This window comes from Actinoplanes sp. NPDC051494 (assembly GCF_044454705.1).
Lineage (GTDB): Bacteria > Actinomycetota > Actinomycetes > Mycobacteriales > Micromonosporaceae > Actinoplanes.
The window spans coordinates 945000-967607 of record NZ_JBITDZ010000002.1; the positions used below are offsets into that span (position 1 = coordinate 945000).

Annotated in this window: 21 protein-coding genes; 15 read left to right on the top strand and 6 right to left on the bottom strand. The window is 70.3% G+C overall.

All coding sequences use genetic code 11. The features are described from left to right. Positions 1-297: 297 nt before the first annotated feature. On the top strand, positions 298-1962 hold the full coding sequence (locus ACIA6A_RS10985) for a DNRLRE domain-containing protein (protein ID WP_396097326.1): 1665 nt from the start codon (positions 298-300) through the stop codon (positions 1960-1962). A gap of 26 nt (positions 1963-1988) precedes the next feature. Here the strand turns inward: ACIA6A_RS10985 and ACIA6A_RS10990 are convergent, their stop codons facing one another. Continuing rightward, complete coding sequence (locus ACIA6A_RS10990; RefSeq protein ID WP_396097327.1) at positions 1989-2744, bottom strand: class I SAM-dependent methyltransferase; 756 nt, start codon at positions 2742-2744, stop codon at positions 1989-1991. Beyond that, positions 2741-3496, bottom strand: coding sequence for an SDR family NAD(P)-dependent oxidoreductase (locus tag ACIA6A_RS10995; RefSeq protein WP_396097328.1), 756 nt, complete (start codon positions 3494-3496; stop codon positions 2741-2743). The genes ACIA6A_RS10990 and ACIA6A_RS10995 overlap by 4 nt, the downstream gene beginning before the upstream one ends. A gap of 133 nt (positions 3497-3629) precedes the next feature. On the opposite strand from ACIA6A_RS10995, the gene mshA reads away from it, so the two are divergent. From mshA to ACIA6A_RS11020, 5 genes are all read left to right on the top strand, one after another. Then, positions 3630-4913 carry a D-inositol-3-phosphate glycosyltransferase gene (gene mshA, locus ACIA6A_RS11000; protein ID WP_396097329.1) on the top strand — a complete coding sequence of 428 codons (1284 nt, stop codon included), beginning with the start codon at positions 3630-3632 and terminating at the stop codon, positions 4911-4913. Next, a complete protein-coding gene (locus ACIA6A_RS11005) occupies positions 4907-5398 on the top strand; it encodes a YbjN domain-containing protein (RefSeq protein WP_396097330.1) in 492 nt (163 codons plus the stop codon). Before mshA ends, ACIA6A_RS11005 begins: the two co-directional genes overlap by 7 nt. A 38-nt stretch (positions 5399-5436) precedes the next feature. Continuing rightward, the gene (locus tag ACIA6A_RS11010; RefSeq protein WP_396097331.1) at positions 5437-6258 is read left to right on the top strand and encodes a GNAT family N-acetyltransferase; all 822 of its coding nucleotides are present in this window, start codon (positions 5437-5439) and stop codon (positions 6256-6258) included. A gap of 379 nt (positions 6259-6637) precedes the next feature. Further along, positions 6638-9481, top strand: a complete 2844-nt coding sequence (locus ACIA6A_RS11015; protein WP_396097332.1) for a PAS domain S-box protein — start codon at positions 6638-6640, stop codon at positions 9479-9481. Further along, positions 9478-10977 (top strand): chemotaxis protein CheW, encoded by a 1500-nt coding sequence (locus ACIA6A_RS11020; protein WP_396097333.1) that lies wholly within the window; start codon positions 9478-9480, stop codon positions 10975-10977. The genes ACIA6A_RS11015 and ACIA6A_RS11020 overlap by 4 nt, the downstream gene beginning before the upstream one ends. Here ACIA6A_RS11020 and ACIA6A_RS11025 read toward each other — a convergent pair. Next, entirely contained in the window at positions 10943-12244 is a 1302-nt protein-coding gene (locus ACIA6A_RS11025; RefSeq protein ID WP_396097636.1) for an MDR family MFS transporter, read from the bottom strand. The two genes, ACIA6A_RS11020 and ACIA6A_RS11025, sit on opposite strands and share 35 nt — an antisense overlap. A gap of 109 nt (positions 12245-12353) precedes the next feature. On the opposite strand from ACIA6A_RS11025, the gene ACIA6A_RS11030 reads away from it, so the two are divergent. Continuing rightward, the gene (locus ACIA6A_RS11030; RefSeq protein WP_396097334.1) at positions 12354-13100 is read left to right on the top strand and encodes a phosphoglyceromutase; all 747 of its coding nucleotides are present in this window, start codon (positions 12354-12356) and stop codon (positions 13098-13100) included. A 49-nt stretch (positions 13101-13149) separates the two neighbouring features. Here the strand turns inward: ACIA6A_RS11030 and phoU are convergent, their stop codons facing one another. Beyond that, positions 13150-13806 (bottom strand): phosphate signaling complex protein PhoU, encoded by a 657-nt coding sequence (gene phoU, locus ACIA6A_RS11035; protein ID WP_396097335.1) that lies wholly within the window; start codon positions 13804-13806, stop codon positions 13150-13152. Between the two features lie 217 nt (positions 13807-14023). On the opposite strand from phoU, the gene ACIA6A_RS11040 reads away from it, so the two are divergent. Continuing rightward, the gene (locus tag ACIA6A_RS11040; RefSeq protein WP_396097637.1) at positions 14024-15313 is read left to right on the top strand and encodes a sensor histidine kinase; all 1290 of its coding nucleotides are present in this window, start codon (positions 14024-14026) and stop codon (positions 15311-15313) included. 29 nt (positions 15314-15342) lie between these two features. Further along, positions 15343-16026, top strand: coding sequence for a response regulator transcription factor (locus ACIA6A_RS11045; protein ID WP_189199254.1), 684 nt, complete (start codon positions 15343-15345; stop codon positions 16024-16026). A 30-nt stretch (positions 16027-16056) separates the two neighbouring features. Here ACIA6A_RS11045 and ACIA6A_RS11050 read toward each other — a convergent pair whose 3' ends face one another. Next, complete coding sequence (locus ACIA6A_RS11050; protein WP_396097638.1) at positions 16057-16917, bottom strand: hypothetical protein; 861 nt, start codon at positions 16915-16917, stop codon at positions 16057-16059. Between the two features lie 135 nt (positions 16918-17052). Between ACIA6A_RS11050 and ACIA6A_RS11055 the strand changes: the two genes are divergently transcribed. Next, the gene (locus ACIA6A_RS11055) at positions 17053-17856 is read left to right on the top strand and encodes a sugar phosphate isomerase/epimerase family protein (protein WP_396097336.1); all 804 of its coding nucleotides are present in this window, start codon (positions 17053-17055) and stop codon (positions 17854-17856) included. Here the strand turns inward: ACIA6A_RS11055 and ACIA6A_RS11060 are convergent. Beyond that, positions 17853-18392, bottom strand: coding sequence for a CGNR zinc finger domain-containing protein (locus ACIA6A_RS11060; protein WP_396097337.1), 540 nt, complete (start codon positions 18390-18392; stop codon positions 17853-17855). The two genes, ACIA6A_RS11055 and ACIA6A_RS11060, sit on opposite strands and share 4 nt — an antisense overlap. Before the next feature lie 58 nt (positions 18393-18450). Here ACIA6A_RS11060 and ACIA6A_RS11065 point away from each other — a divergent pair, with 58 nt between their 5' ends. The 5 genes from ACIA6A_RS11065 (at position 18451) to ACIA6A_RS11085 (ending at position 22248) form a co-directional block, all read left to right on the top strand. Continuing rightward, complete coding sequence (locus ACIA6A_RS11065; protein WP_396097338.1) at positions 18451-19371, top strand: proline dehydrogenase family protein; 921 nt, start codon at positions 18451-18453, stop codon at positions 19369-19371. A 160-nt stretch (positions 19372-19531) separates the two neighbouring features. After that, a complete protein-coding gene (locus tag ACIA6A_RS11070) occupies positions 19532-19747 on the top strand; it encodes a helix-turn-helix domain-containing protein (RefSeq protein ID WP_396097339.1) in 216 nt (71 codons plus the stop codon). Between the two features lie 208 nt (positions 19748-19955). Continuing rightward, the gene (locus ACIA6A_RS11075) at positions 19956-20057 is read left to right on the top strand and encodes a 30S ribosomal protein bS22 (protein ID WP_007465623.1); all 102 of its coding nucleotides are present in this window, start codon (positions 19956-19958) and stop codon (positions 20055-20057) included. 80 nt (positions 20058-20137) lie between these two features. Then, on the top strand, positions 20138-21223 hold the full coding sequence (locus ACIA6A_RS11080) for an NAD-dependent epimerase/dehydratase family protein (RefSeq protein ID WP_396097340.1): 1086 nt from the start codon (positions 20138-20140) through the stop codon (positions 21221-21223). Then, the gene (locus ACIA6A_RS11085; protein WP_396097341.1) at positions 21220-22248 is read left to right on the top strand and encodes a lysophospholipid acyltransferase family protein; all 1029 of its coding nucleotides are present in this window, start codon (positions 21220-21222) and stop codon (positions 22246-22248) included. Before ACIA6A_RS11080 ends, ACIA6A_RS11085 begins: the two co-directional genes overlap by 4 nt. The last annotated feature ends 360 nt before the right edge of the window (positions 22249-22608 follow it).

The window sequence follows — 22608 nt, forward strand, 5'->3', positions numbered from 1 at the left end:
CGCCCCCCGCTCCGCCCCGCCCCCGCGCGCCCCCCCCCCCCCCCGGGCGCCCCCCCCCCCCCCCCCCCCCCCCCCCCCCCCCCCCCCCCCCCCCCGCTTCTGTCTGTTCGGCCCGGGTGAATTCCGGCCGGAAAGTCCTTCATCCCCACCGGTGCCGGCCGCCTCCCCGGCCACCCGGGCACCGGCACCCCGGCTGCTCCCCAACGGGCGCCGGTGCGGCACCCGCCACTGTCGAACCTTGATGTCAGACAGCGATTCATCGACATACAGGGTTTTGACTTCCGGGGGGAAACAAAGATGACTGCCAGGCGGGGGATGATCGGGGCCGCGGTGACCGGCGTCGTTGTGGCCGGTGCGAGCGTCGCGCTGACGGGTACGGCCAACGCGGCCCCGACGAACGAGACGATCAGTGTCCACAGCAGCGACGACGCGTACACCTCGAGCACGCGGACCGGCGCGAACTTCGGCCAGTCCGACAAGCTCGTCGTCGGCAAGGAGGCCGGCGAGACACGGCTGTCCTATGTGAAGTTCGCGCCGAAGGTCCCGGCCGGTGGCACGGTCACCGGCGCCGAGCTGCGCCTGCCGGTCGAGAGCAAGCCGGCGGAGTCGACGCTGACGCTGTACGCGGTGCCGAGCTCGTGGTCGGAGAAGACGCTCACCGCGGCCAACGCCCCGGCGCTCGGTGCGGCCGTCGCCTCGATCAAGGCCAAGGCGACCGACACCACGCTGACGTTCGACCTGTCCAAGGTGGTCAACAACACTGGCACCTACGCGTTCGCGCTGAAGTCGTCGGCCACCTCGGCGGTCACCCGGCTGCGTTCGACGGAGTACGGCAACGCCGCCACCGGAGGCCCGGAGCTGCGCCTGACCGTGCGGACCTCGAACACCCCCACCACAGCCCCGACCAGCCCAGCTCCGACCAGCCCAGCCCCGACGCCCACCACAGCGCCACCCACGACGGTCCCGCCGACGACCACACCGCCGACGACCACACCGCCCACGAGCGCGCCGCCGACGAAGACCGAGTGCGTGACGGACGCGAAGCTGGTGCCGACCTGCGGCGTGCTCTGGGGCGCGGCGGCCGGTGGCTTCACCGACGCCCCGCGGGACCAGGCGCTCAAGGACTGGGAGAAGCTCACCGGCCGGACCGCGGCGATCTTCCACGCGTACCACAAGGGTGACGAGAAGTTCCCGACCAAGGCCGAGATCGCGATGACCCGGGACCCGGAGAAGCCCCGCGTGCTGCTGCTCAACTGGAAGATCGCCTACCAGTCCACGTGGGCCAAGGTGGCCGCCGGTGAAGAGAACAAGCGGATCGACGCGTGGTCGGACTACGTGAAGAAGAACTACGACCAGAAGTTCTACCTCGTCCTGAACCACGAGCCGGAGAACGACGTCATCGAAGCCGCTGACAAGGGCATGACGGCCAAGGACTTCGCCAACATGTACCGGTACGTCATCAAGCGCCTGCGCGCCAACGGCGTCACCGACGCGATCAACGTGATGGCCTACATGGGCAACGAGAAGTGGATGGCGAAGTCCTGGTGGAAGGACCTGTACCCGGGCGACGACGTGGTGGACTGGGTCGGCCTGGACTCGTACGTGAGCGTCGAGAAGGGCTACTACCACTACGGCGACATGGGCGACCTCCTCGACCGCAAGCCGACCGGTGGCGGCCTCGGGTGGTACGACTGGGCGGTCACCAACCACCCGGGCAAGCCGATCATGGTCGCCGAGTGGGGCATGTACCACCGCACCAAGAGCGTCACGGACAAGTCCGCGGCGTACAACACGGTGGTCCCCGAGCTGAAGGCGCACCCGGGGATCAAGGCGGTCGTCTACTTCGACACCGCGAGCGACGACGAGGGTGACCGGGACATCTCGGTGAACTCGACCGCGACCGGCCTGGCCGCGTTCCGGAAGGTCGCCGCCGACCCGATGTTCACCGTCACGATCAAGTAAGCCCGAACACCGTGCCCTGGTCCGCGCTATCGCAGCGAGGACCAGGGCACGGTCAGTTCGCCCCGGCGCCAGCGGGCCGGCCCGTCGAGCAGCGGCCAGTGCGACCGGAAACGGTCCACTGTCGCCAGCCACCGTTGCCTCGGGCCGAACGGGGTCGCGCTCGCTTCCCACGCCGCACCGAGCTCGCCGAGCAGGTCGTGGACCGGATGCCCGGGCACGTTGTGGTGGATCAGGGCCTTGGGCAGCCGTTCGGCGAACGTGGCCGGATGGTCCAGCCCGGACAACCGCGCCGAGAGCGTGAGGGTGTGCGGCTCCCCGGCCTCGACGACCGTCCAGGTGGCGATCCGGCCCAGCTCGTCGCAGGTGCCCTCGATCAGCACCGCGCCGGTCGCGGTCATCGTGCGCCAGGCCGCGGCGACCTCGTCCTCGGAGTACTGCCGCAGCACGTTGAACGCACGGACCACGACCGGGGCGAGGCCGGCCAGTTCGAAACCGCCCCGGCGGAAATCAAGACCGGGTGGCTTCGCGTACGGACGAGCCGCTGCCACCCGTACCGGATCGATCTCGAGCCCGACCACCTCGATGTCCGCGCGGACCGTCGTGGCCAGGCGCTCCCGCAGCTCGATGGCCGTGATCGGGGTCGCGCCGTAGCCCAGGTCGACGACCAGCGGGCGTCGCGCCGCGGTGAGCAGGTCACCGCAGCGGTAGGCGAGGTAGTTGTCGATACGGCGCAGTCGGTTGGGGTTCGTCGTGCCCCGGGTGATCGCGCCGATGGCCTTCACGACTCGCGGACGACCTTGTGCTGGGCGGCCTGGGCGATCGGGCGGACCACCAGCCGGTCGACGTTGACGTGCTGCGGGCGGGTGGCGACCCAGGCGACGCAGTCCGCGATGTCGTCGGCGACCAGCGGCTCCTTGACGCCGGCGTACACCTTGTCGGCCTTGGCCTGGTCACCGAAGCGGTTCAGCGAGAACTCGTCGGTGTGCACCATGCCGGGGTCGATCTCGATCACCCGGACCGGCTTGCCGGCCAGCTCCAGCCGCAGCGTGCCGACCAGCGCGGTCTGCGCGTGCTTGGCCGCCGCGTAACCGCCGCCGCCCTCGTACGCGGTGAACGCCGCGGTCGAACCGATCGTCACCACGCTCCCGGCGCCGCTCGCCTCCAGGGCGGGCAGCAGGGCCTGGGTGACCCGCAGGGTGCCGAGCACGTTGACGTCGTACATCCACTGCCAGTCGGCGACCGGTCCCTGGGCGACCGGGTCCATCCCGCGGGCGCCGCCGGCGTTGTTGACCAGCAGGGTGAGCGGGCCGTCGAGCCTGGCGACCACGGCGGCCAGCTCGGCGACCGACTCGTCCGAGGTGACGTCACAGGCCACCGCGGTGGCGTCGCCGGCCTCCTTGACGAAGGTCTCCAGCCGGTCGAGGCGACGGGCCGCGGCGACCACGTGGTAACCCTCGGTGACGAGCCGCCGGGCCGTCGCCGCACCGATACCGCTGGACGCGCCGGTCACGACGGCGATCTTCTTCTGCACCATGCCCCGATCCTGCCCCATGAGTTGGGTCACCTCGAAGCCACTGTGATGTGATTCAGCGCCTCCCGATAGGGAAGATGAACAACGGCGTAATAGTTGAACGTATTGTTTGGCTGTTTTTTCGAAAGGACCCACAGTGGGCTGGCCCACCCCCCGGCGTATCGCCACCCTGTCGGTACACACCTCACCGCTCGAACAGCCGGGCACCGGCGACGCGGGCGGCATGAACGTGTACATCGTCGAGGTCTCCAAACGACTGGCCGGGCTCGGCGTCGAGGTGGAGATCTTCACCAGGGCCACCTCCAGCGAGCTGCCGCCGGTCGTCGAGATGGTGCCCGGCGTGACCGTGCGGCACGTCTCCGCCGGCCCGTTCGAGGGGCTGTCGAAGGAAGAGCTCCCGTCCCAGCTGTGCGCGTTCACCAGCGGCGTGCTGCGAGCCGAGGCGGCTCACCCGCCGGGCCACTACGACCTCATCCACTCGCACTACTGGATGTCGGGCCAGGTCGGCTGGCTGGCCCGGGAGCGCTGGGGGGTGCCGCACGTGCACACCGCGCACACCCTCGCCAAGGTCAAGAACAGGTTCATCGCGGCCGGTGACCGGCCGGAGCCCAAGGCCCGGGTGATCGGTGAGGAGCAGGTCATCGCCGAGTCGGACCGGCTCGTCGCGAACACCCGCTTCGAGGCGCAGGACCTCGTGAGCTGCTACGACGCCGAGCCCGGCCGGCTGGCCGTGGTGCAGCCCGGCGTCGACCTCGACCGGTTCCGGCCGGGCGGGGACCGGCGCGCGGACCGGCGCCGGCTCGGTCTGCCGGAGCACGGCCGGCTGGTCGCGTTCGTCGGGCGCATCCAGCCGCTCAAGGGCCCGGACGTGCTGATCCGGGCACTCGCCGCCGAGCCGCTGCGCCACGCGGACGTCACCGTCGTCATCTGCGGCGGCCCCAGCGGCAGCGGTCTCGACCGGCCCACCTCGCTGATCGAGCTGGCCGCGTCGCTCGGCGTCTCGGACAAGGTGCGCTTCCTGCCCCCGCAGACCGGCGACGCCCTCGCCGCGCTGTACCGGGCCGCCGACCTGGTCGCGGTCCCCTCGCACAACGAGTCGTTCGGCCTGGTCGCGGTCGAGGCCCAGGCCTGTGGCACGCCGGTCGTCGCCGCGGCGGTCGGCGGCCTGGTTACCGCCGTCACCAACGGGGTCAGTGGGGTGCTGGTCGACGGGCACGACCCGGGCGACTGGGCGCGGGTCCTCGGCGGGCTGCTCGACGACCCGGAGCGGTGCCGGGTGCTGTCCGCCGGTGCGGTCCGGCACGCCGCCGGGTTCTCCTGGGACCGGACCGCCGAGGGGCTGCTGCGGGTGTACCGCGAGGCGGCGTCCGACCACCGGGCACTGATCGCCTCCCGGCTGGCCGGGTCGTACTCGTGGTGACCGGCGTCGGTGCCCTCATCGAGCGGGTCTGCGCGGAGCGTGAGCTGCCCTGCGAGGCGACCGGTGACTCGTCCTGGGTGGTGACGATCCCGGGCACGCACAAGCTCAAGACCGCGCTCAACCTCATCGTCGGTGAGCACGCGCTGCGCCTGGAGGCGTTCGTGATGCGCCGGCCGGACGAGAACCACGAGGAGCTGTGGGCCTGGCTGCTGCGCCGCAACGCCCGGATGTACGCCGTGGCGTTCTCTGTCGACGGGGCCGGGGACGTCTACCTGACCGGCCGGGTGAGCCTCAAAGGGCTGGACGAGGACGAGCTCGACCGGCTGTTCGGTTCCGTCCTGACGTACGCCGACGAGTCGTTCGACTCGATGCTGGAGATCGGCTTCGGCTCGGCGATCCGGCGCGAGTGGCAGTGGCGGGTCAAGCGCGGCGAGTCGCTGGCCAACCTGCAGGCGTTCGCGCACTTCGCCGACCCGCAGAGCTGACGGAGGTATTTTTTGGCGGCCGCCCGCATCGTGTGGAGGTGAAGAGCATCTCTACCGATCGATTGACCGCCCTCTCGGAGCAGGTCGAGGCCGAGTTCATGCACGCGTACCTCGCCGGTGCACCGGCCGGGCTCGCCCCCGCCCCGGCCCGGATCGGCGGTGGTGTGGCTCTCGCCATGGCCGCCGACCCGACCCGCGCGGGTTACTGGAACAAGGCGCTCGGTTTCGGGATCGCCGAACCGGTCACCACGGACGTCATCGCCCGGGTGGCCGAACACTTCCGGGTGCACGGCAACGGTCGCGCGGTGCTGCAGGTCGCACCATCGGTGCTGCCGGCGGACTGGGACGACATCCGCGCCGAGCACGGCCTCACCCTGGGATCGTCCTGGGTGAAGCTGGGTGCGCGGGCCACCGACATCCGATCCGCCCCGACCGACCTGCGCGTCGGCCGGGTCGGCGGGGACGACGCGCGGGAGTGGGCCACGGTGGTCCTGGAGACGTTCGGGATGCCGGCCGGTGAGCTCACCGAGATGCTGGTCGCGGCCGTCCGGCATCCGGGCTTCCACCCGTACGCGGCCTGGGACGGTGACCGGATCGTGGCGACCGGCAATCTGTTCGTGGCCGGCAGCGTCGCGTCGCTGAACACCGGCGCGACGCTGCCCGCCTATCGTGGGCGGGGCGCGCAGTCGGCGTTGCTCGCCGCCCGGGGCGCGGCGGCCCGGGAAGCCGGCTGCGAGTGGGTCATCAGCGAGACCGGATTGCCCACCGAAGGCACCCGGAACACATCTTTGGTAAATATGCGCCGAATGGGACTACGGGACCTTTACGTCCGGGACAACTGGATGTGGGAGGACAAATAAACACCGGCGGCGGCGGGCGACACCCATCCCCATAGGCGTCGCCCGCACTAACCGCCGGTCTCGGGTCGCGCCGTCCCCCAACGGCTGATGCCACCCGTCCCCGGACGCCGATCCGCGGTAGACCCTGAAGGGTCGACCCGTTCCCCGAACTAACGGCCCGGCGTCCATCGACCACGCTAGTTGGGGGCGTCAAGGGTCACAAGCCAGTTGGCTGTCTGCCATCTGTCTGAACGGTCACAGGCGGCAACTCAGTCCTCACGGATGAGGCCGCAGTCGCCCTAAAGGCCAATTACCGGCAATGCTCAAGAGCGACTCAGGAAATCACGGGTACGGCCGAACGGGTGAATGAACCCCCGAACGACGACGCCCAGGAGCCCCTATGGCCCAGCCTGCTTCCCAGATCGAGTCGGATGTCGCGTTGCAGCAGGCCTCACTGTCGCTGCTGATGCACGAACGCATCATCGCCACAGTGAACGCCCGGTCCAGTGCCGTGGTCCGGGCGAACGCGCGGTTCTTCGATCTGGTCGGCCGGGACGAGGCCGATGTGGTGGGAAAGCGACTGAGTGAGATCTGGAACACCTCCGGGTCCGCCATCGATCGGATGCTCGACGCGGCCCGCGGCGGTGACTACCTCGAGCAGGTCATCGAGATCATCGACAGCTCCGACCGGCACAAGTGGCTGCGGCTCAACTGCGGCCCGGTCGCCCCGGCGCCCGGCGCGAAGTCGACCGACGGTCAGATCGTGCTGGTCACCGGTTACGACATCACCGAGGATCGGCGGCAGGTCACCGAGCTCAAACACAAGTACGCGGCCATCGACCGGTCCCAGGCGGTCATCGAGTTCGACCTCGACGGCCTCATCCTGACCGCGAACGAGAACTTCCTGGAGCTCACCGGGTACGGCCTCGGCGACCTGGTCGGGCAGCACCACCGGCTGCTCTGCGAGGAGCGGTATGCCGAGAGCCAGGAGTACCAGACGTTCTGGGAGCGGCTGCGCAACGGCGAGGTCGAGAGCGGTGAGTTCAAGCGGGTCGGCCGGGGCGGGCGCGAGGTGTGGATCCGGGCCACCTACAACCCGATCTTCAACCTGGACGGCCGGCCGTACAAGATCGTCAAGTACGCCCTGGACGTCACCGAGACCAAGCTGAAGAACGCCGAGTACGAGGGCAAGGTCAACGCCATCGGCCGGTCGCAGGCGGTCATCGAGTTCGACCTGTCCGGGCTGATCCTCAACGCCAACCAGAACTTCCTGAACACGATGGGTTACACGCACGACGAGGTGGTCGGACAGCACCACCGGCTGTTCGTCGAGGAGGAAGAGGCGCGCGGTGCCGCGTACCGCAACTTCTGGCAGGCGCTGTCCCGCGGCGAGTTCGAGGCCGGGGAGTACAAGCGGGTGGCCAAGGGCGGGCGCGAGGTGTGGCTGCAGGCCTCCTACAACCCGATCTTCGACCTGGACGGGCGTCCGTTCAAGGTGGTCAAGTACGCCACCGAGGTCACCGAGGCCAAGCTGATCAGCGCCGAGTACGTCGGCAAGGTCACCGCGATCAGCCGGGCCCAGGCCACCGTGGAGTTCGACCTCGACGGCCGGATCATCGACGCCAACGAGAACTTCCTCGCCACCGTCGGCTACAAGATCGAGGAGGTGCGTGGGCAGCACCACCGGATCTTCATGGAGCCGGAAGCCGCCCGCAGCATCGAGTACCAGCGCTTCTGGGAGCGCCTGGGCCGTGGCGAGTACGAATCCGGCGAGTTCAAGCGCGTCGCCAAGGGCGGCCGTGAGGTGTGGCTGCTCGCGTCGTACAACCCGATCTTCGACCTCGACGGTCGGCCGTTCAAGATCGTCAAATACGCCACCGACGTCACCGAGGGCAAACTGCGCAACGCCGAGTACGAGGGCAAGGTGTCGGCGATCGGCCGGGCCCAGGCGGTCGTGGAGTTCGATCTGCAGGGCCGGGTGCTCGACGCGAACCGCAACTTCCTGGACGTGATCGGTTACCCGATCGATGAGGTCCGCGGGCAGCACCACCGGATGTTCGTCACCAAGGAGGAGGCGGCCTCCCCGGAGTACGCGCAGTTCTGGGAGAAGCTGAGCCGCGGCGAGTTCGACTCGGGGGAGTACAAGAGGGTCGCCCGGGGCGGTCGCGAGGTGTGGCTGCAGGCGACGTACAACCCGATCCTCGATATGGACGGCCGGCCGTACAAGGTGGTCAAGTACGCCAGCGACATCACCGCGGCGAAGCTGCGCAACGCCGAGTACGAGGGCAAGGACGTCGCGATCAACCGGGCCCAGGCGGTCATCGAGTTCGACCTCGAGGGCCAGATCCTGACCGCCAACGAGAATTTTCAGCGCACAGTCGGCTACTCGTCGCGGGAGCTGGTCGGTCAGCATCACAGCATGCTCTGCTCCGGTGAGTACGTGACCTCGGCCGAATACCGCGACTTCTGGCTGCGCCTGCGCAAGGGTGAGTATCTGACCGGCCGGTTCCATCGCATCGGCAAGTTCGGCCGCAACGTCTGGATCCAGGCCACGTACAACCCGATCTTCGACATGCAGGGCAGACCGTTCAAGGTCGTCAAGTACGCCCACGACATCACCGACCAGGTTCAGCTGGAGCAGTTGCTCTCCTCAAAAACCCGGGAGATGAGCCAGTCGATCAATGCGCTCACCGGGTCTATCGACGAGATCGTGGTCAGCGCGAAGCAGGCCAGCTCGCTGGCCGGCGAGACCCAGAGCAACGCCCAGGAGGGGTACGAGGAGCTGCGCAAGTCCATCGAGGCGATCGATCTCATCGAGAAGTCGTCGGACCAGATCGCGGCCATCGTCAACGTCATCGGGGAGATCGCGAGCCAGACCAACCTGCTGGCGTTCAACGCGTCCATCGAGGCGGCCCGGGCCGGCGAGCACGGCGTCGGCTTCTCCGTGGTCGCCGGTGAGGTGCGCAAACTCGCCGAACGCTCGTCCGAGGCGGCCCGCGAGATCACCACCCTGATCCACGAGTCGGCGCAGCGGGTCGGTCAGGGCTCGACGGTCTCGCACCGGGCCCAGAGCGCGTTCGGCCAGATCCTCAAGAGCGTCGCCTCGACCAGCGAGTCGATCAAACGCATCGCCGACTCGACGCAGCTGCAGCAGGACGCGTCGCGCTCGGTCAACCAGCTCATCAACGACCTGATCGGCACCGACGCCGCGATGGCGCCGGAGGGCAGTGCGGCCCCGCGATGACCAGTATCGAGGCGCTGTACGGCGTCTTCCACACCGGCCAGGTCCGGGTCGCGCTGCCGCTGGACGAGCTGCGCGAGGTCATCATGCGGCCGCCGGCGTTCAGCCCGCTGCCGGTCACCGCGCCGGGGCTGCTCGGCGCGGTCAACCTGCGGCACATGGTCATCCCGGTGCTGAACCTCTGCCGGCTGGCCGGGTACGAGGACACCAGCGACGAGACCGGCCGGGTCATCGTCATCGTGTCGCTCGGCGACCAGATGTTCGGCCTGCTCGCCGAGGAGATCGAGGGCGTCACCCGGATCCCCGGGGAGGCGTTGCTGGAGACCACGGTGGCGGGCGGCCGGCCGGCGCTGTTCTCGCACACGTTCGAACGCCCGGAGGACGGGGAGGTCGTGTCGCTGCTGGACGCGCAGGCCATCTCGCAGCTGCCGGGGGTCCCGGTCGTCCGGGACACCGGCCGGCGCACCATGGACACCGGGCTCGGGGAGATCAACACCGACAGTTCGCGGCGTACGGTCCTGCTGCTGCGCTGCGGCCCGATCGGACTCTGCATCGACGTGGGACACGTGCACTCGGTCATCCCGCAGCTCACCGTGCATCCGTCGCCGCTGGACGGGTCGACCTGCCGGGGCGTGGTGCACCTGCACGACAAGGCCGTCCCCGCGGTCGACCCGCTGATGCTGCTGGGCCTGGGCAGCGTGCCGGACGACGGGAACCTGCGCGGGCTGGTCATCGCCCTGCCCCGGGGCCTGGTCGTGCTGACCGTCTCGGACATCGCCGATATCGCTTCGGTGCCGGTCGGGGACGTGCTGCCGCTGCCCCCGCTGGGGATGCGCAAGGACGGCTTCCTCACCGGGGTGCTGCGGATCGAGTCGGGTGACCAGCACCTGGTGCTCGACGGGTCCGCGCTGCGGGCGGACGCGGAGCTGGACGCGCTGGGCGGGCTCGGGGTGTCGTTGCCGGGCAAGGAGCCGGTCGCCACGGCCCCGTCGATGGCCGTGAAGGCCACGGACGCCGCCGATGTGAAGGCCGGGCCGGACGGGCGCCGGGTGGTCCCGAGCGTGCGGAAGTTCCTGACCTACAGCGTCGGGATGGAGGCCGCGACCCCGCTGGGGCAGATCACCGAGATCGTGCCGTACCCGCAGCATGCGATCGCCCTCGACGGCGGTGGGCCGTTGCTCGCGATCTTCACCCACCGCAGGCTCTCGGTGCCGCTGTTGTCGCTGCCGGCGTTGCTGGGGATGCCGGTGGCCCCCGACCCGGTGACGTCCCGGGTGCTGCTGGTGGACGCGCCGGGCGGGGAGCTGATCGGTTTCGTGGTGCCCGCGCTGCATGCCATCGAGGACTCGGTGTGGGAGGAGAGCACGCCCGGGGACCATGCGGATCCGGGTGCGCTGCTGCAGCGTGGTCCGCTGGTCAAGATCGGCACCGAGGCCCAGGGCCGGCTGCTGCCCAGCGTCGACCTCAGCGAGCTGGTCGCGGCCGAACTGGTGGCGTGACGTCCTGTTCGTGCCGCGTCTCCGTCGACACGGGGGAGGGTGCGATCGGGGCCGAGACCCGCAGTTCGGCGGCCCGGCGTTCGCGGGCGGGCCCGGAGACCAGCTGGCCGACGGCGACCACGGCGCCGATCACCGCGCAGGCCAGCCACAGCACCTCGCTGCCGAAGTGCTGCTGGACGAAGCCGCCGGCGACCGGGGCCAGCGCGCCGCCGGCCGACCAGGACAGCGAGCTGACGCCCTGGTAGCGGCCGCGCAGCAGCGACGGTGACAACTCGGCGACCAGCGCGGAGTTGGACGGGCTCTGCAGCATCTCGCCGAGCGTCCAGATCACCACGGTGAGCACGTAGAACCCGGCACTGCCGGCGAACGCGGTGAGGCCGAAGCCGGCGCCGGTGATCAGGGTGGCGAGCGCCAGCACCCGGGAGCGGTTGTGCCCGTCGATCAGCTTGGGGATGAACAGCTGCCCGGCGACGATCATGAGGCCGTTGACGGCGATGACCCAGCCGAACGTGGCCGTGCTCAGGCCGTCGTCGCTCATCGCGATCGGCAGCGTGGACATGTGCTGCATGATCACCAGGACCACGAGGAAGTTGAGCGCCAGGAAGCCGAGGAAGACCCGGTCCCGGAAGACGGTGCCCAGGCCCGGGCCGCCGCGCACCCGGCGCACCGCCGCGCGGACCGGTCGCGTCTCGGCCAGGAAGATCAGGAACATCACGGCGGTGAGCAGCGTGGTGCCGGCGTCGATGACGAACAGCAGCAGGAAGTCGGCCTTCGCCGCGAACCCGGCCAGCACGGCGGAGAACGCGAAGCCGAGGTTGATCGCCCAGTAGTTCAGTGAGTACGCGCGGACCCGGTCCTTGTCCGGCACGACGTCGATCATCATGGCCTGGAACGCGGGCCGGACCCCCTCGGAGAACAGCCCGAGCAGGAACGTGCCGGCGAGCAGCTGCCAGAACCCCTGGGCGAAGCCGAGCGCCAGCATCAACCCGGCCGCGCCGAACTGCGCGGTGAGCATCGTCGGGCGCCGGCCCCAGCGGTCGGTGAGCACGCCGCCGGTCAGCGTGCCGATCCCGCCGCCGACCCCCCACGCGCCCATGACCAGGCCGGCCGAGCTCGGCGTGAAGTGCAGGTCCTGGGTCAGATAGAGGGCGAGATAGATGAGGACGAACGAGCCGAGCCGGTTGATCAGCGTCCCGGTCCACAGGAACCAGAACTGCCGCGGCAGTCCTCCCGCCGCTTCCCGCAACCACCCGCGCACGCGCCGCACCCCCATGTAAGTACCCGAGAATCCCTCAGGACTTACAACCTAGTGATCAACGCGGGCGGATGCAGCCCGGTTTCCACGTGGTGGTGGCCACTAGGGCACGATGGAACACATGACTGGGACTCTTGTGCTGCTGCGCCACGGCGAGAGCGAGTGGAACGCGAAGAACCTCTTCACCGGCTGGGTCGACGTCGACCTGAACGCCAAGGGGGAGACCGAGGCCCGGCGCGGGGGCGAGCTGCTCAAGGAGCACGGCCTGCTGCCCGACGTCGTGCACACCAGCGTGCTGCGCCGCGCGATCCGGACCAGCGAGATCGCGCTGCACGCGGCCGACCGGCACTGGATCCCGGTCAAGCGGCACTGGCGGCTCAACGAGCGGCACTACGGCGCGCTGCAGGGCAAGGACAAGAAGCAGACCCTCGAGCAGTACGGCGAGGAGCAGTTCATGCTCTGGCGCCGCTCGTACGACGTCCCGCCGCCGCCGATCGCGGACGACAGCGAGTTCTCGCAGTTCACCGACGCCCGGTACGCCGACCTGCCGCCGGAGCTCAAGCCTCGCTCCGAGTGCCTGAAGGACGTGCTGCTGCGCGCGCTGCCGTACTGGTACGACGCGATCGTGCCCGACCTGATCGCCGGTAAGACGGTGCTCGTGGCGGCGCACGGCAACTCGCTGCGCGCCATCATCAAGCACCTCGACCAGGTCTCGGACGAGGCGATCGCCAAGCTGAACGTCCCGACCGGCATCCCGCTGCGCTACGACCTGGACGACGCCCTGCGCCCGGTCACCGCCGGCGGGGCCTACCTCGACCCGGAGACCGCGAAGGAAGCCGCGGCGGCGGTCGCCAACCAGGGTCGCTGAACGTACCGGAGCCGGGCCGCGGTCAGCGGCCCGGCTCCGGTGGCACCGATCAGTCGTTCTGGGCGGTGACCGGCTCGCCGGTGATCAGATAGATCATCTGCTCGCCGGAGTTGACCGCGTGGTCGGCGTACCGCTCGTAGAAACGGCCCAGCAGGGCGCCGTCGATCGCGGTCTCGGCGCCGTACGGCCAATCGTCCGCGAGCATGATCTTGAACAGGTCACGCTCGAGGTCGTCCATCGCGTCGTCGTCCTTCTCCAGCTCCGCCGCCAGGCCGGCGTCGGGGCTGGCCAGCACCGTGGCCATCTTGGCGGCCATCCGGTCCGCGACGTCGCCCATCTGCAGGAAGACCGGGCGCAGTTCGGCCGGGACCGCCGGCGACGGGTGCCGGCGCAGCGCCGTCTTGGCGACATGCTCGGCCAGGTCGCCCATCCGTTCCAGATCGGCCGAGATGTGCAGGGCGGTGATCACCATCCGCAGGTCGGAGGCGACCGGGGCCTGGCGGGCGATGGTGTCCGCCACCTTCGCCTCGACCTGGCTGTACAGCTCGTCCACCTCGGCGTCGCGGGCCATGACCGACTCGGCGGCCTCCCGGTCGGCGGTCAGCAGGGCGGTGGTGGCCTTGCGCAGAGCCGCGCGCACCGACTCCGCCATCGTCACCAGCAGGCGGCTGACCTCGGTGAGGTCGGCCTGAAACTCCTCGCGCATGTTGTCGTCCCGGGGTCGTGGGTTGCCCGCCCGAAGGCCGGCAACCGTCGTGAGCAGGGCTTGCTGGGGTAAACGTAGGAGGGCTCGGCGGCGCGGACATGAACGGCGGTGAACGACGCCGGGCCGGGTGGTGAACATTATTCGAAGTGCGCCGGATTTGTCCGGTTGGCCTTACGGTCCAGGTAAACAATGACCCTACGATCGCTGCGTGGACACGGTGTACGGCACAGGCCTCCTCCTTCTGGGACTCGCCATAGGCGCGGTCGTGGGGCTCTTGCTGTCCCGATTCCGCCGATCCGGTTCACCCGATGAGGTGACCGGCCACGCGCCGAGCGCGACGATCGAGGGGGGCCGGAAGATCAGCACCGAGGAGGACCCGAGCAGTAAGCACGGGCTCAAGGGCCTGGGCCGCAAGAGTCTCGACTCACTGCGGGTCGGCGTGGTCGTGCTCGACGGCGAGGACGAGCCCATCCTGGTCAACCCGGCGGCACGGGCCATGGGGCTGCTGCGCTCCGGTGGCACTCCCGGCACGATCGCGGCCCACCCCATCCTGCGTACCCTCGCCGGGCAGGTGCGCCGCACCGGCGTACGCCGCGAGGTGGAGCTGGACCTGCCCCGCGGCCGGGCCGGCAGCGCCAGCGCCCCGCTCGGCCTGCACCTGCGCGCGGTGGCCCTGAACTCCACGCACGTCGCGGTCGAGGCCGCCGACGTCACCGAGTCGCACCGGCTGGCCCGGGTCCGCCGCGACTTCGTGGCCAACGTCAGCCACGAGCTCAAGACCCCGATCGGCGCGCTGCAACTGCTCGCCGAGGCGCTGCTCGACGCAACCGAGCTGTCCGCGGCCGAGTCGCAGTCCGAGGACCTGGTCGCCGCCCGGCGCTTCGCCGACCGGATCCACCACGAGTCCGCCCGGATGGGCCGGCTGGTCAACGAGCTGCTCGAGCTGACCCGGCTGCAGGGCGCCGAGCCGCTGCCGGCCCCCGAGCCGGTCGCGCTCGACTGGGTGATCGCCGAGGTGATCGACCGCACCCGCACCACCTCGTCGGCCAAGAACATCGAGGTCGTCTACGCCGGCCCCAAGGGCGCGACGGTGTACGGCAGCGACAGCCAGGTCGCCACCGCCGTCACCAACCTCGTGGAGAACGCGATCGCCTACTCGGGCGAGGACACCCAGGTCGCGCTCACCATGCGCCAGGACGAGGACTGGATCGAGATCGACGTCACCGACCAGGGCATCGGCATCGCCCCGCACGACGTCGACCGGATCTTCGAACGGTTCTACCGGGCCGACCAGGCCCGGTCCCGCTCCACCGGTGGCACCGGCCTCGGCCTCGCCATCGTCAAGCACATCGCCACCAACCACGGCGGCCGGGTCGAGGTCACCAGCACACTCGGTGGTGGCTCGACGTTCACCCTGCGCCTACCGGCGCGACCCCCGGAGTCCCCGCTGCCGTTACCGGCGGCTATTGAGATCGAGTCCGGCGCGGCCGGACTCCCCTCGGCCTGACGGCCGGCGGAGTAGGAAAGGAACCCCCATTGGCTCGCGTGCTCGTGGTCGAGGACGAGGAATCGTTCTCCGACGCCCTGTCGTACATGCTCCGCAAGGAGGGCTTCGAGGTCTCGGTCGCGGCGACCGGCACCTCGGCGCTGACCCAGTTCGACCGGACCGGAGCCGACATCGTCCTGCTCGACCTCATGCTGCCCGAGATGTCCGGCACCGAGGTGTGCCGGCAGCTGCGGCAACGTTCCGCCGTGCCGATCATCATGGTGACCGCCCGGGACAGTGAGATCGACAAGGTCGTCGGCCTCGAGATCGGTGCGGACGACTATGTGACCAAGCCCTACTCGCCGCGGGAGCTCGTCGCCCGCATCCGGGCCGTGCTGCGCCGCCAGGGCGCGGAGGCGGCCGAGGTGACCACGCCGACGCTGGCCGCCGGCCCGGTCCGGATGGACGTGGAACGCCACGTCGTCACCGTGGACGGTGCCGGGGTGCAGCTGCCGCTCAAGGAGTTCGAGCTGCTCGAGCTGCTGCTGCGCAACGCCGGCCGGGTGCTGACCCGCGGTCAGCTCATCGACCGGGTCTGGGGCGCGGACTACGTCGGTGACACCAAGACCCTCGACGTGCACGTCAAGCGGCTGCGCTCGAAGGTCGAGCCGGAGCCGTCGGCCCCGCGCTACATCGTGACGGTGCGAGGGCTGGGCTACAAGTTCGAGCCGTGATCGACGCGTGCCGGCCCCGCCCGCTTCTCCTCAGCGTGGCGGGGTCGCCGGCTCTTTGCCCCCGGGCTGCTGGGGTGCCGCCGCGGTCCGGGCCGCGGCGGCCTGGGCGGCCGCCGTGGCCGGGTGCACGGCGACCAGGCCGGAGGCCAGCCGGGCGTCGCAGAGCCGGGACAGCTCCTGGTAGGCCACCGGGCCGACCAGGGCGCTCAGCTCGGGACCGTAGGACACATACATCGGCTCGGTGCCCACGTGCGCGTCCGGGGACGAGGTGCACCACCAGTCGAGGTCGTGCCCGCCCGGGCCCCAGCCCCGCCGGTCGAACTCGGTGAGCGTGGACAGCAGATATTTTGTGCCGTCCGGGCGCTTGGTCCAGTCCTGCTCCCGGCGCACCGGCAGCTGCCAGCACACGTCCGGCTTGTAGGTCAGCGGATGCACGCCGTCGCGCAGGGCCTGGGCGTGCAGCGCGCAGCCGCCACCACCGGCGAAGTCGGCGTCGTTGAGGAACACACACGGCCCGTCCTCGGACTGCGTGGCCGTACGCCGGGCCGGTTTGGCCCCGTCGATCGTGTCGACCTCGGTGTAGTTCTTGAACCCGCGCCGGTGGTGCTGCCAGGTCTCGGGTGACAGCTTGGCGGCCGCGACCTTGACCCGGTTCTCGTCGTCGGCGTCGGTGAAGAACGCGCCGTGCGAGCAGCACCCGTCCTGCGCGCGCCCGGCGATGATGCCGTGGCAGGCCGAGCCGAAGACGCACGTCCAGCGCGACAGCAGCCAGGTCAGGTCGGCGCGGACGACATGCTGGTCGTCGGCGGGGTCGGTGAACTCGATCCACTCGCGAGGGAAGTCGAGAGCGACCTCGCGGGCGCGGGCGGCGGCCGCGTCGTCGATCACGATACGGAGCTGGGTGCGGCGACTCACCTGCGACAGCGTACGCGCGTCTTTCGCAGGTCAGCTCGCAGCAGGCCCCAATTGTCTGTTCAATCCGGCGGCATAGTGGTGGTGGTGACTACCCGGACTACCCTTGGACGTGTGGCTGCGCATGTCCCGGTGATCCTGTCCAGTTCCTCGGTCTTCCCCGAGCCGACCTCGGCCGCGTTCGAGATGGCGGCCACGGTCGGCTACGACGGTGTCGAGGTGATGGTCTGGACCGACGCGGTCAGCCAGGACGCCGGCGCCCTGCAGGGCCTGTCCAAGCACTACGACGTGCCGGTCCTCTCGGTGCACGCGCCCTGCCTGCTGGTCACCCAGCGGGTGTGGAGCCCGGATCCCTGGGTGCGGCTCAGCCGTGCGGCCGAGCTCGCCGAGACGTTGGGCGCCCCCACGGTCGTGGTGCACCCGCCGTTCAGCTGGCAGCGCGACTACGCCCGCAACTTCGTCCCGGGGCTCGCCAAGATCCAGGCGCGGCACCCCGACACCACCTTCGCGATCGAGAACATGTTCCCGGTACGCATGGCCGGGCGCAATTTCGTGCCGTACACCCCGGGCTGGGACCCGACGGAGGTCGGCTTCGACGCGTACACGCTGGATCTTTCGCACTGTGCGGCCGCGCGCATCGATTCGCTGGAGCTGGCCGACCGGATGGGGTCCGGCCTCAAGCACGTGCACCTGGGCGACGGCACCGGCGAGGGCCGCGACGAGCACCTCGTGCCCGGCCGCGGCAATCAGCCCTGCGCCGAGCTGCTGGGCTCACTGGCCGGGCGCGGCTTCCGCGGCTCGGTGGCGCTGGAGGTCTCCACCCGCAAGGTCACCAGCCGCGAGGTGCGCGAGCACGACCTGCGTGAGTCGCTGGAGTTCGCCCGCCGGCACCTCGCCGCGGCGACCACCCTGGCTTAAGCGGACGTGAGCGTCGTGGCGGCGCGCTTGCGGGCGCGGTGGGCGGCCACGTGCGAGCGGGTGGCGCAGCGTTCGGAGCAGAAGCGGCGGCAGTTGTTCGAGGACGTGTCCAGATAGACGTTGCCGCACCGCTCGTCGGCGCAGATGCCGAAGCGGGCGCTGCCGTACTCGCAGAGCCACACCGCCAGGCCCCAGACGGCGCCGGCCAGGTATTCCGCGCTGACCAGCGCGCCGCGGCCGGTCACGTGCATGTGCCAGTCGCCCGCGTCGTGCCCGGAGATGCGCGGCTGGACCGGATACGCCTCCAGCAGCGAGTTGAGCTCCTTGACCGCCTCGGCGTCGCGGCCACCGGTGCCGTACTCGAAAACCTCGCGCAACCGGCGCTGGGCCCGGCGCAGACCCGCCAGGTCCTTGTCGGTGGCCTCGTCGCCCATCCAGCCCTGCTCGCCGGCGAACAGCGACTTGAGCCCGTCGAGGTCGTCCAGCTCGGCGTTGACCAGCTCGACGGCTGTCCGCGCGTACGCATCGAAGTTCACCCGCCAACCGTATCCTCACCTGTCCGCTACGAAAACGGTCGCGATATACGCTCGGCTCATGCTCCGATCCGTCTTCCTCGCCGCCGCCGGGTCTGCCCGGATGGAGCGGCTGGTCTCGTCCGTGCCGGTCACCAAGGGGATCGTCCAGCGGTTCGTCGCGGGGGAGGGCGTCGACGACGCCCTGCGCGCCTCGCGGGTGCTGGCCGACGACGGTCTCGCGGTCAGCCTGGACCATCTCGGTGAGGACACCCTGACCGAGGAGCAGGCCACCGCGACCCGGGATCACTACCTCGCGCTGCTCGGCCGGCTCAAGGGTGCCGGGCTCACCCCGGCGGCCGAGGTCAGCCTGAAGCTGTCGGCCGTGGGCCAGAAACTCGACGACCGGCTGGCGTTCGACCACGCGAGTGCGATCTGTGCCGCCGCGGCCGAGGCCGGCACCACCGTGACGCTCGACGCGGAGGATCACACCACCACGGACTCGACCCTGGAGATCCTCGCCGACCTGCGCAAGGACTACCCGGGTACGGGCGCGGTGCTGCAGGCCTACCTGCGGCGCACCGAGGGCGACTGCCGGGATCTCGCCACCGCAGGGTCGCGGGTGCGGCTCTGCAAGGGTGCCTACGCGGAGCCCGAGTCAGTGGCCTACCAGTCGGCCCTCGACGTCGACAAGGCGTACGTCCGCTGCCTCAACATCCTGATGTCGGGCGAGGGCTATCCGATGGTGGCGACGCACGACCCGCGGCTCGTCGCGATCGCGGAGGACCGGGCACGCTGGTTCGACCGGCGCTCCGACGAGTTCGAGTTCCAGATGCTGTACGGCGTCCGGCCCGAGGAGCAGGCCCGGCTGGCCGCCGCGGGTCACACCGTGCGGGTCTACGTGCCGTTCGGCGATCAGTGGTACGGCTACCTGATGCGCCGCCTCGCGGAACGCCCGGCAAACGTCGCGTTCTTCGGCAAAGCACTCACCAGCAAGAAGTAACCCGCGTGTCGGCTTGACTTTGTGAACGGATTTCACGGAACGCGACGTGGCGGTCACACAAGTCTCGATACCGTACTGATGACACGCGCGCCCACCCGCCACGGTGCAAGGCCCAGTCCGGCCGCGGCGGCGGCGCCTGCGAAAGGATCGGTGCGAGGAGATGACGGGTCCAGCAGTCCAAACGGAGGAGCGCCTCGCTGAGGTGCGCTTCCTGACCGTCGCCGAGGTCGCCGCGCTCATGCGGGTTTCCAAGATGACCGTATACCGCCTGGTGCACGGCGGTGAGCTCAGCGCCGTACGCGTGGGCCGCTCGTTCCGGGTACCCGAGCACGCCGTGCACACGTACCTGCGAGGAGCGTTCTCGCAGTCCGCCTGAGCCCGCCGTGTTTTCACGCGTCAGGGGCCGTGTTGGTCCCGCGAAGGCAGGGCGGCTACGCTGGAGCGGTTCGCCCCCGTGTACCCGTGTGCGTCTGGCCCGAGTTTTAGGGCATGACGCCGTGGCCGGGGGGTAAACCGCTGTCAGTCCGGTCGGCATGCTCGCGTGTGCCAGCGCCGGCCCCACATGGTTTCGAGAGGCATGACGTATGGGCTCCGTGGTCAAGAAGCGCCGCAAGCGTATGGCGAAGAAGAAGCACCGTAAGCTGCTGCGTAAGACCCGCGTTCAGCGTCGCCGTCTGGGCAAGTGATGCCCGGCCGGGTGTTCACGCACCCGGCCCGCGCACTTGCCTAGCCCGTCCTCGACCCGAGCTTTATGTGAGGCGTGCCCGTGGTGTCGTCTGAATCCGCGGCCCCGCCGCGGGTGGTCGTGGTCACCGGGGTCAGCCGCTTCCTCGGCGCCCGGGTGGCGTCCCGGCTTGCCGCTGACCCACGGGTCGAACGCGTCATCGGCCTGGATCCGCACGAACCGCCGCCGGCCCTCGCGGGCCTGCTGGCGGAGGTCGAGCTGATCCGGGCCGACGCGCGTGCGGCCACCGGTGTCATCGCCGAGCTCGAGGCCGAGGCGGTGGTGCACCTCTCCGTCACCAGCGCGCCCGATCCGCAGCACGGCGGCCGCGCGGCGATGAAAGAGCAGAACGTCATCGGCACGATGCAGCTGCTCGCCGCCGCGCAGAACGCCGGCCGGCTGCGCAAGCTCGTCGTGCGCTCGTCCACGGCCGCCTACGGCGCGTCGTTCCGCGACCCCGCCGTCTTCACCGAGGACACCGAGCCCCGGGCCGTGCCGCGGGGCTCCTTCGCGCGCGACATCCTCGACATCGAGGGGTACGTCCGCGGTTTCCGGCGCCGGCGGCCCGATGTGGATGCCACCGTGCTGCGGTTCGCGCCGTTCATCAGCGACACCGCCGACACGACGCTGACCCGCTACTTCTCCCAGCCGATGGTGCCGACCGTGCTCGGTCGCGACGCCCGGCTGCAGTTCGTGCACGTCGACGACGCGCTGGAGATCCTGCACCGCTCGGTGATCGAGGACCACCCGGGCACGTTCAACGTGGCCGGCGCCGGGGTGCTCGCGCTCTCCCAGGCGGTGCGCCGGGCCGGGCGGATCTCCATGCCCCTGCCCGAGGGCACGCTCTCCTCGCTCGCCGCCGTCGCGCGCGGGGTCGGCATCGGCCAGATCGGCCTCGACCAGGTCGACCTGTTCGTGCACGGCCGAGTGGTGGACACGACCCGGCTGGTCAAGGAGTTCGGTTTCACGCCGCGCTCGACCGCGGCGGCGTTCGACGACTTCGTCAAGGGACACCACAACGGGTCATCGCTGACGGCCGACCGGCTGGCCGCCGCCGAGCGCGCGATCCTCGACGGCATCCGCCAGGTCCGCTCCGCCGCGGGCTCGCGTGAGGACATCCGGTCATGAGCCAGGACGAATACCACAAGGCACTGCCGGGGCACGCCGACTTCGTGGTGCCGAAGGCGGACAAGGCGTACAAGCCGTTGAACGGCAGACGGCCGATCCCGATGCCGGAGGAAGAACCCGCGGCGCCGGCCGTGGATCCGGTCGCCGAGCCGCTTGCCGAGCCGGTCGCCGACCCCGGCCCGGTCGACGTGTGGGACCGGCGGGTCGCGGGCGGGCTCGCGTTCCTGCGGCGCCGGCTCGCCGGGGCGTACCAGGTCGACGAGTTCGGGTTCGACCCTGAGCTCAGCGACTCCGTGTTCCACCCCATGCTGCGCGTGCTCTACCGCGACTGGTTCCGCACCGAGGTGTTCGGTGTCGGGAACGTCCCGGACACCGGCGGCGGGCTGATCGTCGGCAACCACTCCGGCACGCTCGCGCTGGACGCGCTGATGCTGACCACGGCCCTGCGCGACCAGCACCCGGGCGAGCGGCACCTGCGGCTGCTCGGCGCCGACCTGGTCTTCCGCATGCCGGTCCTGTCCGAGCTGGCCCGCAAGGTTGGCGCGACGGTCGCCTGCAACCCCGACGCCGAGCGCCTGATGAGCGACGGTGAGCTGGTCGGCGTCTTCCCCGAGGGCTTCAAGGGCATCGGCAAGCGCTACACCGAGCGCTACAAGCTGCAGCGGTTCGGGCGGGGCGGGTTCGTCTCGGCGGCGCTGCGCACGGGCACCCCGATCGTCCCGGTCGCGATCGTCGGGGCCGAGGAGATCTATCCGATCCTCGCGGATCTCAAGCCGCTGGCCCGGCTGCTCGGCATCCCGTACTTCCCGGTGACGCCGACGTTCCCGCTGCTCGGGCCGCTCGGGCTCGTCCCGCTGCCGAGCAAGTGGCTGATCGAGTTCTGCGAGCCGATCCCGACCGCGCACCTCACCGAGTACGCCGACGACCCGATGGTGGTCTACAACCTCGCCGACCAGGTTCGCGAGACGATCCAGGCCACGCTGCACACGCTGCTGGAAAAACGGCCGGATCCGTTCGGGCGCTGAACCCGTACAATAGACATTGAGGGGCGGCCCCGACTCCTGAAGTCGGCACCGCCCCTCGCCATGTCTGTTCTGTTTCGGTCAGCCCTTGCCGAAGATGTCGCCGAGCAGGCCGCCGAGCAGGCCTTTGTCCTCGTCGGCCGGTGGGTTCACCGGGTCCTCGGAGGTCACCGCGTTCGGCTCCGGATCCTGGGACGGCTCGACGTCCTGCGCGGTGCCGTCGTTCTTCCGGGTGGACGACACGGTCGCGGCGGGACTCGTCGTCGACGTGACCGTCGAGCCCTGTCCGGTGCGGTCGGTGTCATCGGTGGTGGCGGTCGGGTCCGGCTCGGCCGTCGGGGCGTCGGTGGCCGGCGTCTTTGT

What these genes read in the sequence shown, in the direction of transcription:
- ACIA6A_RS10985 (WP_396097326.1), top strand. Translation starts at nt 298, where the DNA reads ATGACTGCCAGGCGGGGGATGATCGGGGCCGCGGTGACCGGCGTCGTT.
- ACIA6A_RS10995 (WP_396097328.1), bottom strand. Translation starts at nt 3,496, where the DNA reads ATGGTGCAGAAGAAGATCGCCGTCGTGACCGGCGCGTCCAGCGGTATC.
- ACIA6A_RS11015 (WP_396097332.1), top strand. Translation starts at nt 6,638, where the DNA reads ATGGCCCAGCCTGCTTCCCAGATCGAGTCGGATGTCGCGTTGCAGCAG.
- ACIA6A_RS11020 (WP_396097333.1), top strand. Translation starts at nt 9,478, where the DNA reads ATGACCAGTATCGAGGCGCTGTACGGCGTCTTCCACACCGGCCAGGTC.
- ACIA6A_RS11030 (WP_396097334.1), top strand. Translation starts at nt 12,354, where the DNA reads ATGACTGGGACTCTTGTGCTGCTGCGCCACGGCGAGAGCGAGTGGAAC.
- phoU (WP_396097335.1), bottom strand. Translation starts at nt 13,806, where the DNA reads ATGCGCGAGGAGTTTCAGGCCGACCTCACCGAGGTCAGCCGCCTGCTG.
- ACIA6A_RS11065 (WP_396097338.1), top strand. Translation starts at nt 18,451, where the DNA reads ATGCTCCGATCCGTCTTCCTCGCCGCCGCCGGGTCTGCCCGGATGGAG.
- ACIA6A_RS11070 (WP_396097339.1), top strand. Translation starts at nt 19,532, where the DNA reads ATGACGGGTCCAGCAGTCCAAACGGAGGAGCGCCTCGCTGAGGTGCGC.
- ACIA6A_RS11075 (WP_007465623.1), top strand. Translation starts at nt 19,956, where the DNA reads ATGGGCTCCGTGGTCAAGAAGCGCCGCAAGCGTATGGCGAAGAAGAAG.
- ACIA6A_RS11085 (WP_396097341.1), top strand. Translation starts at nt 21,220, where the DNA reads ATGAGCCAGGACGAATACCACAAGGCACTGCCGGGGCACGCCGACTTC.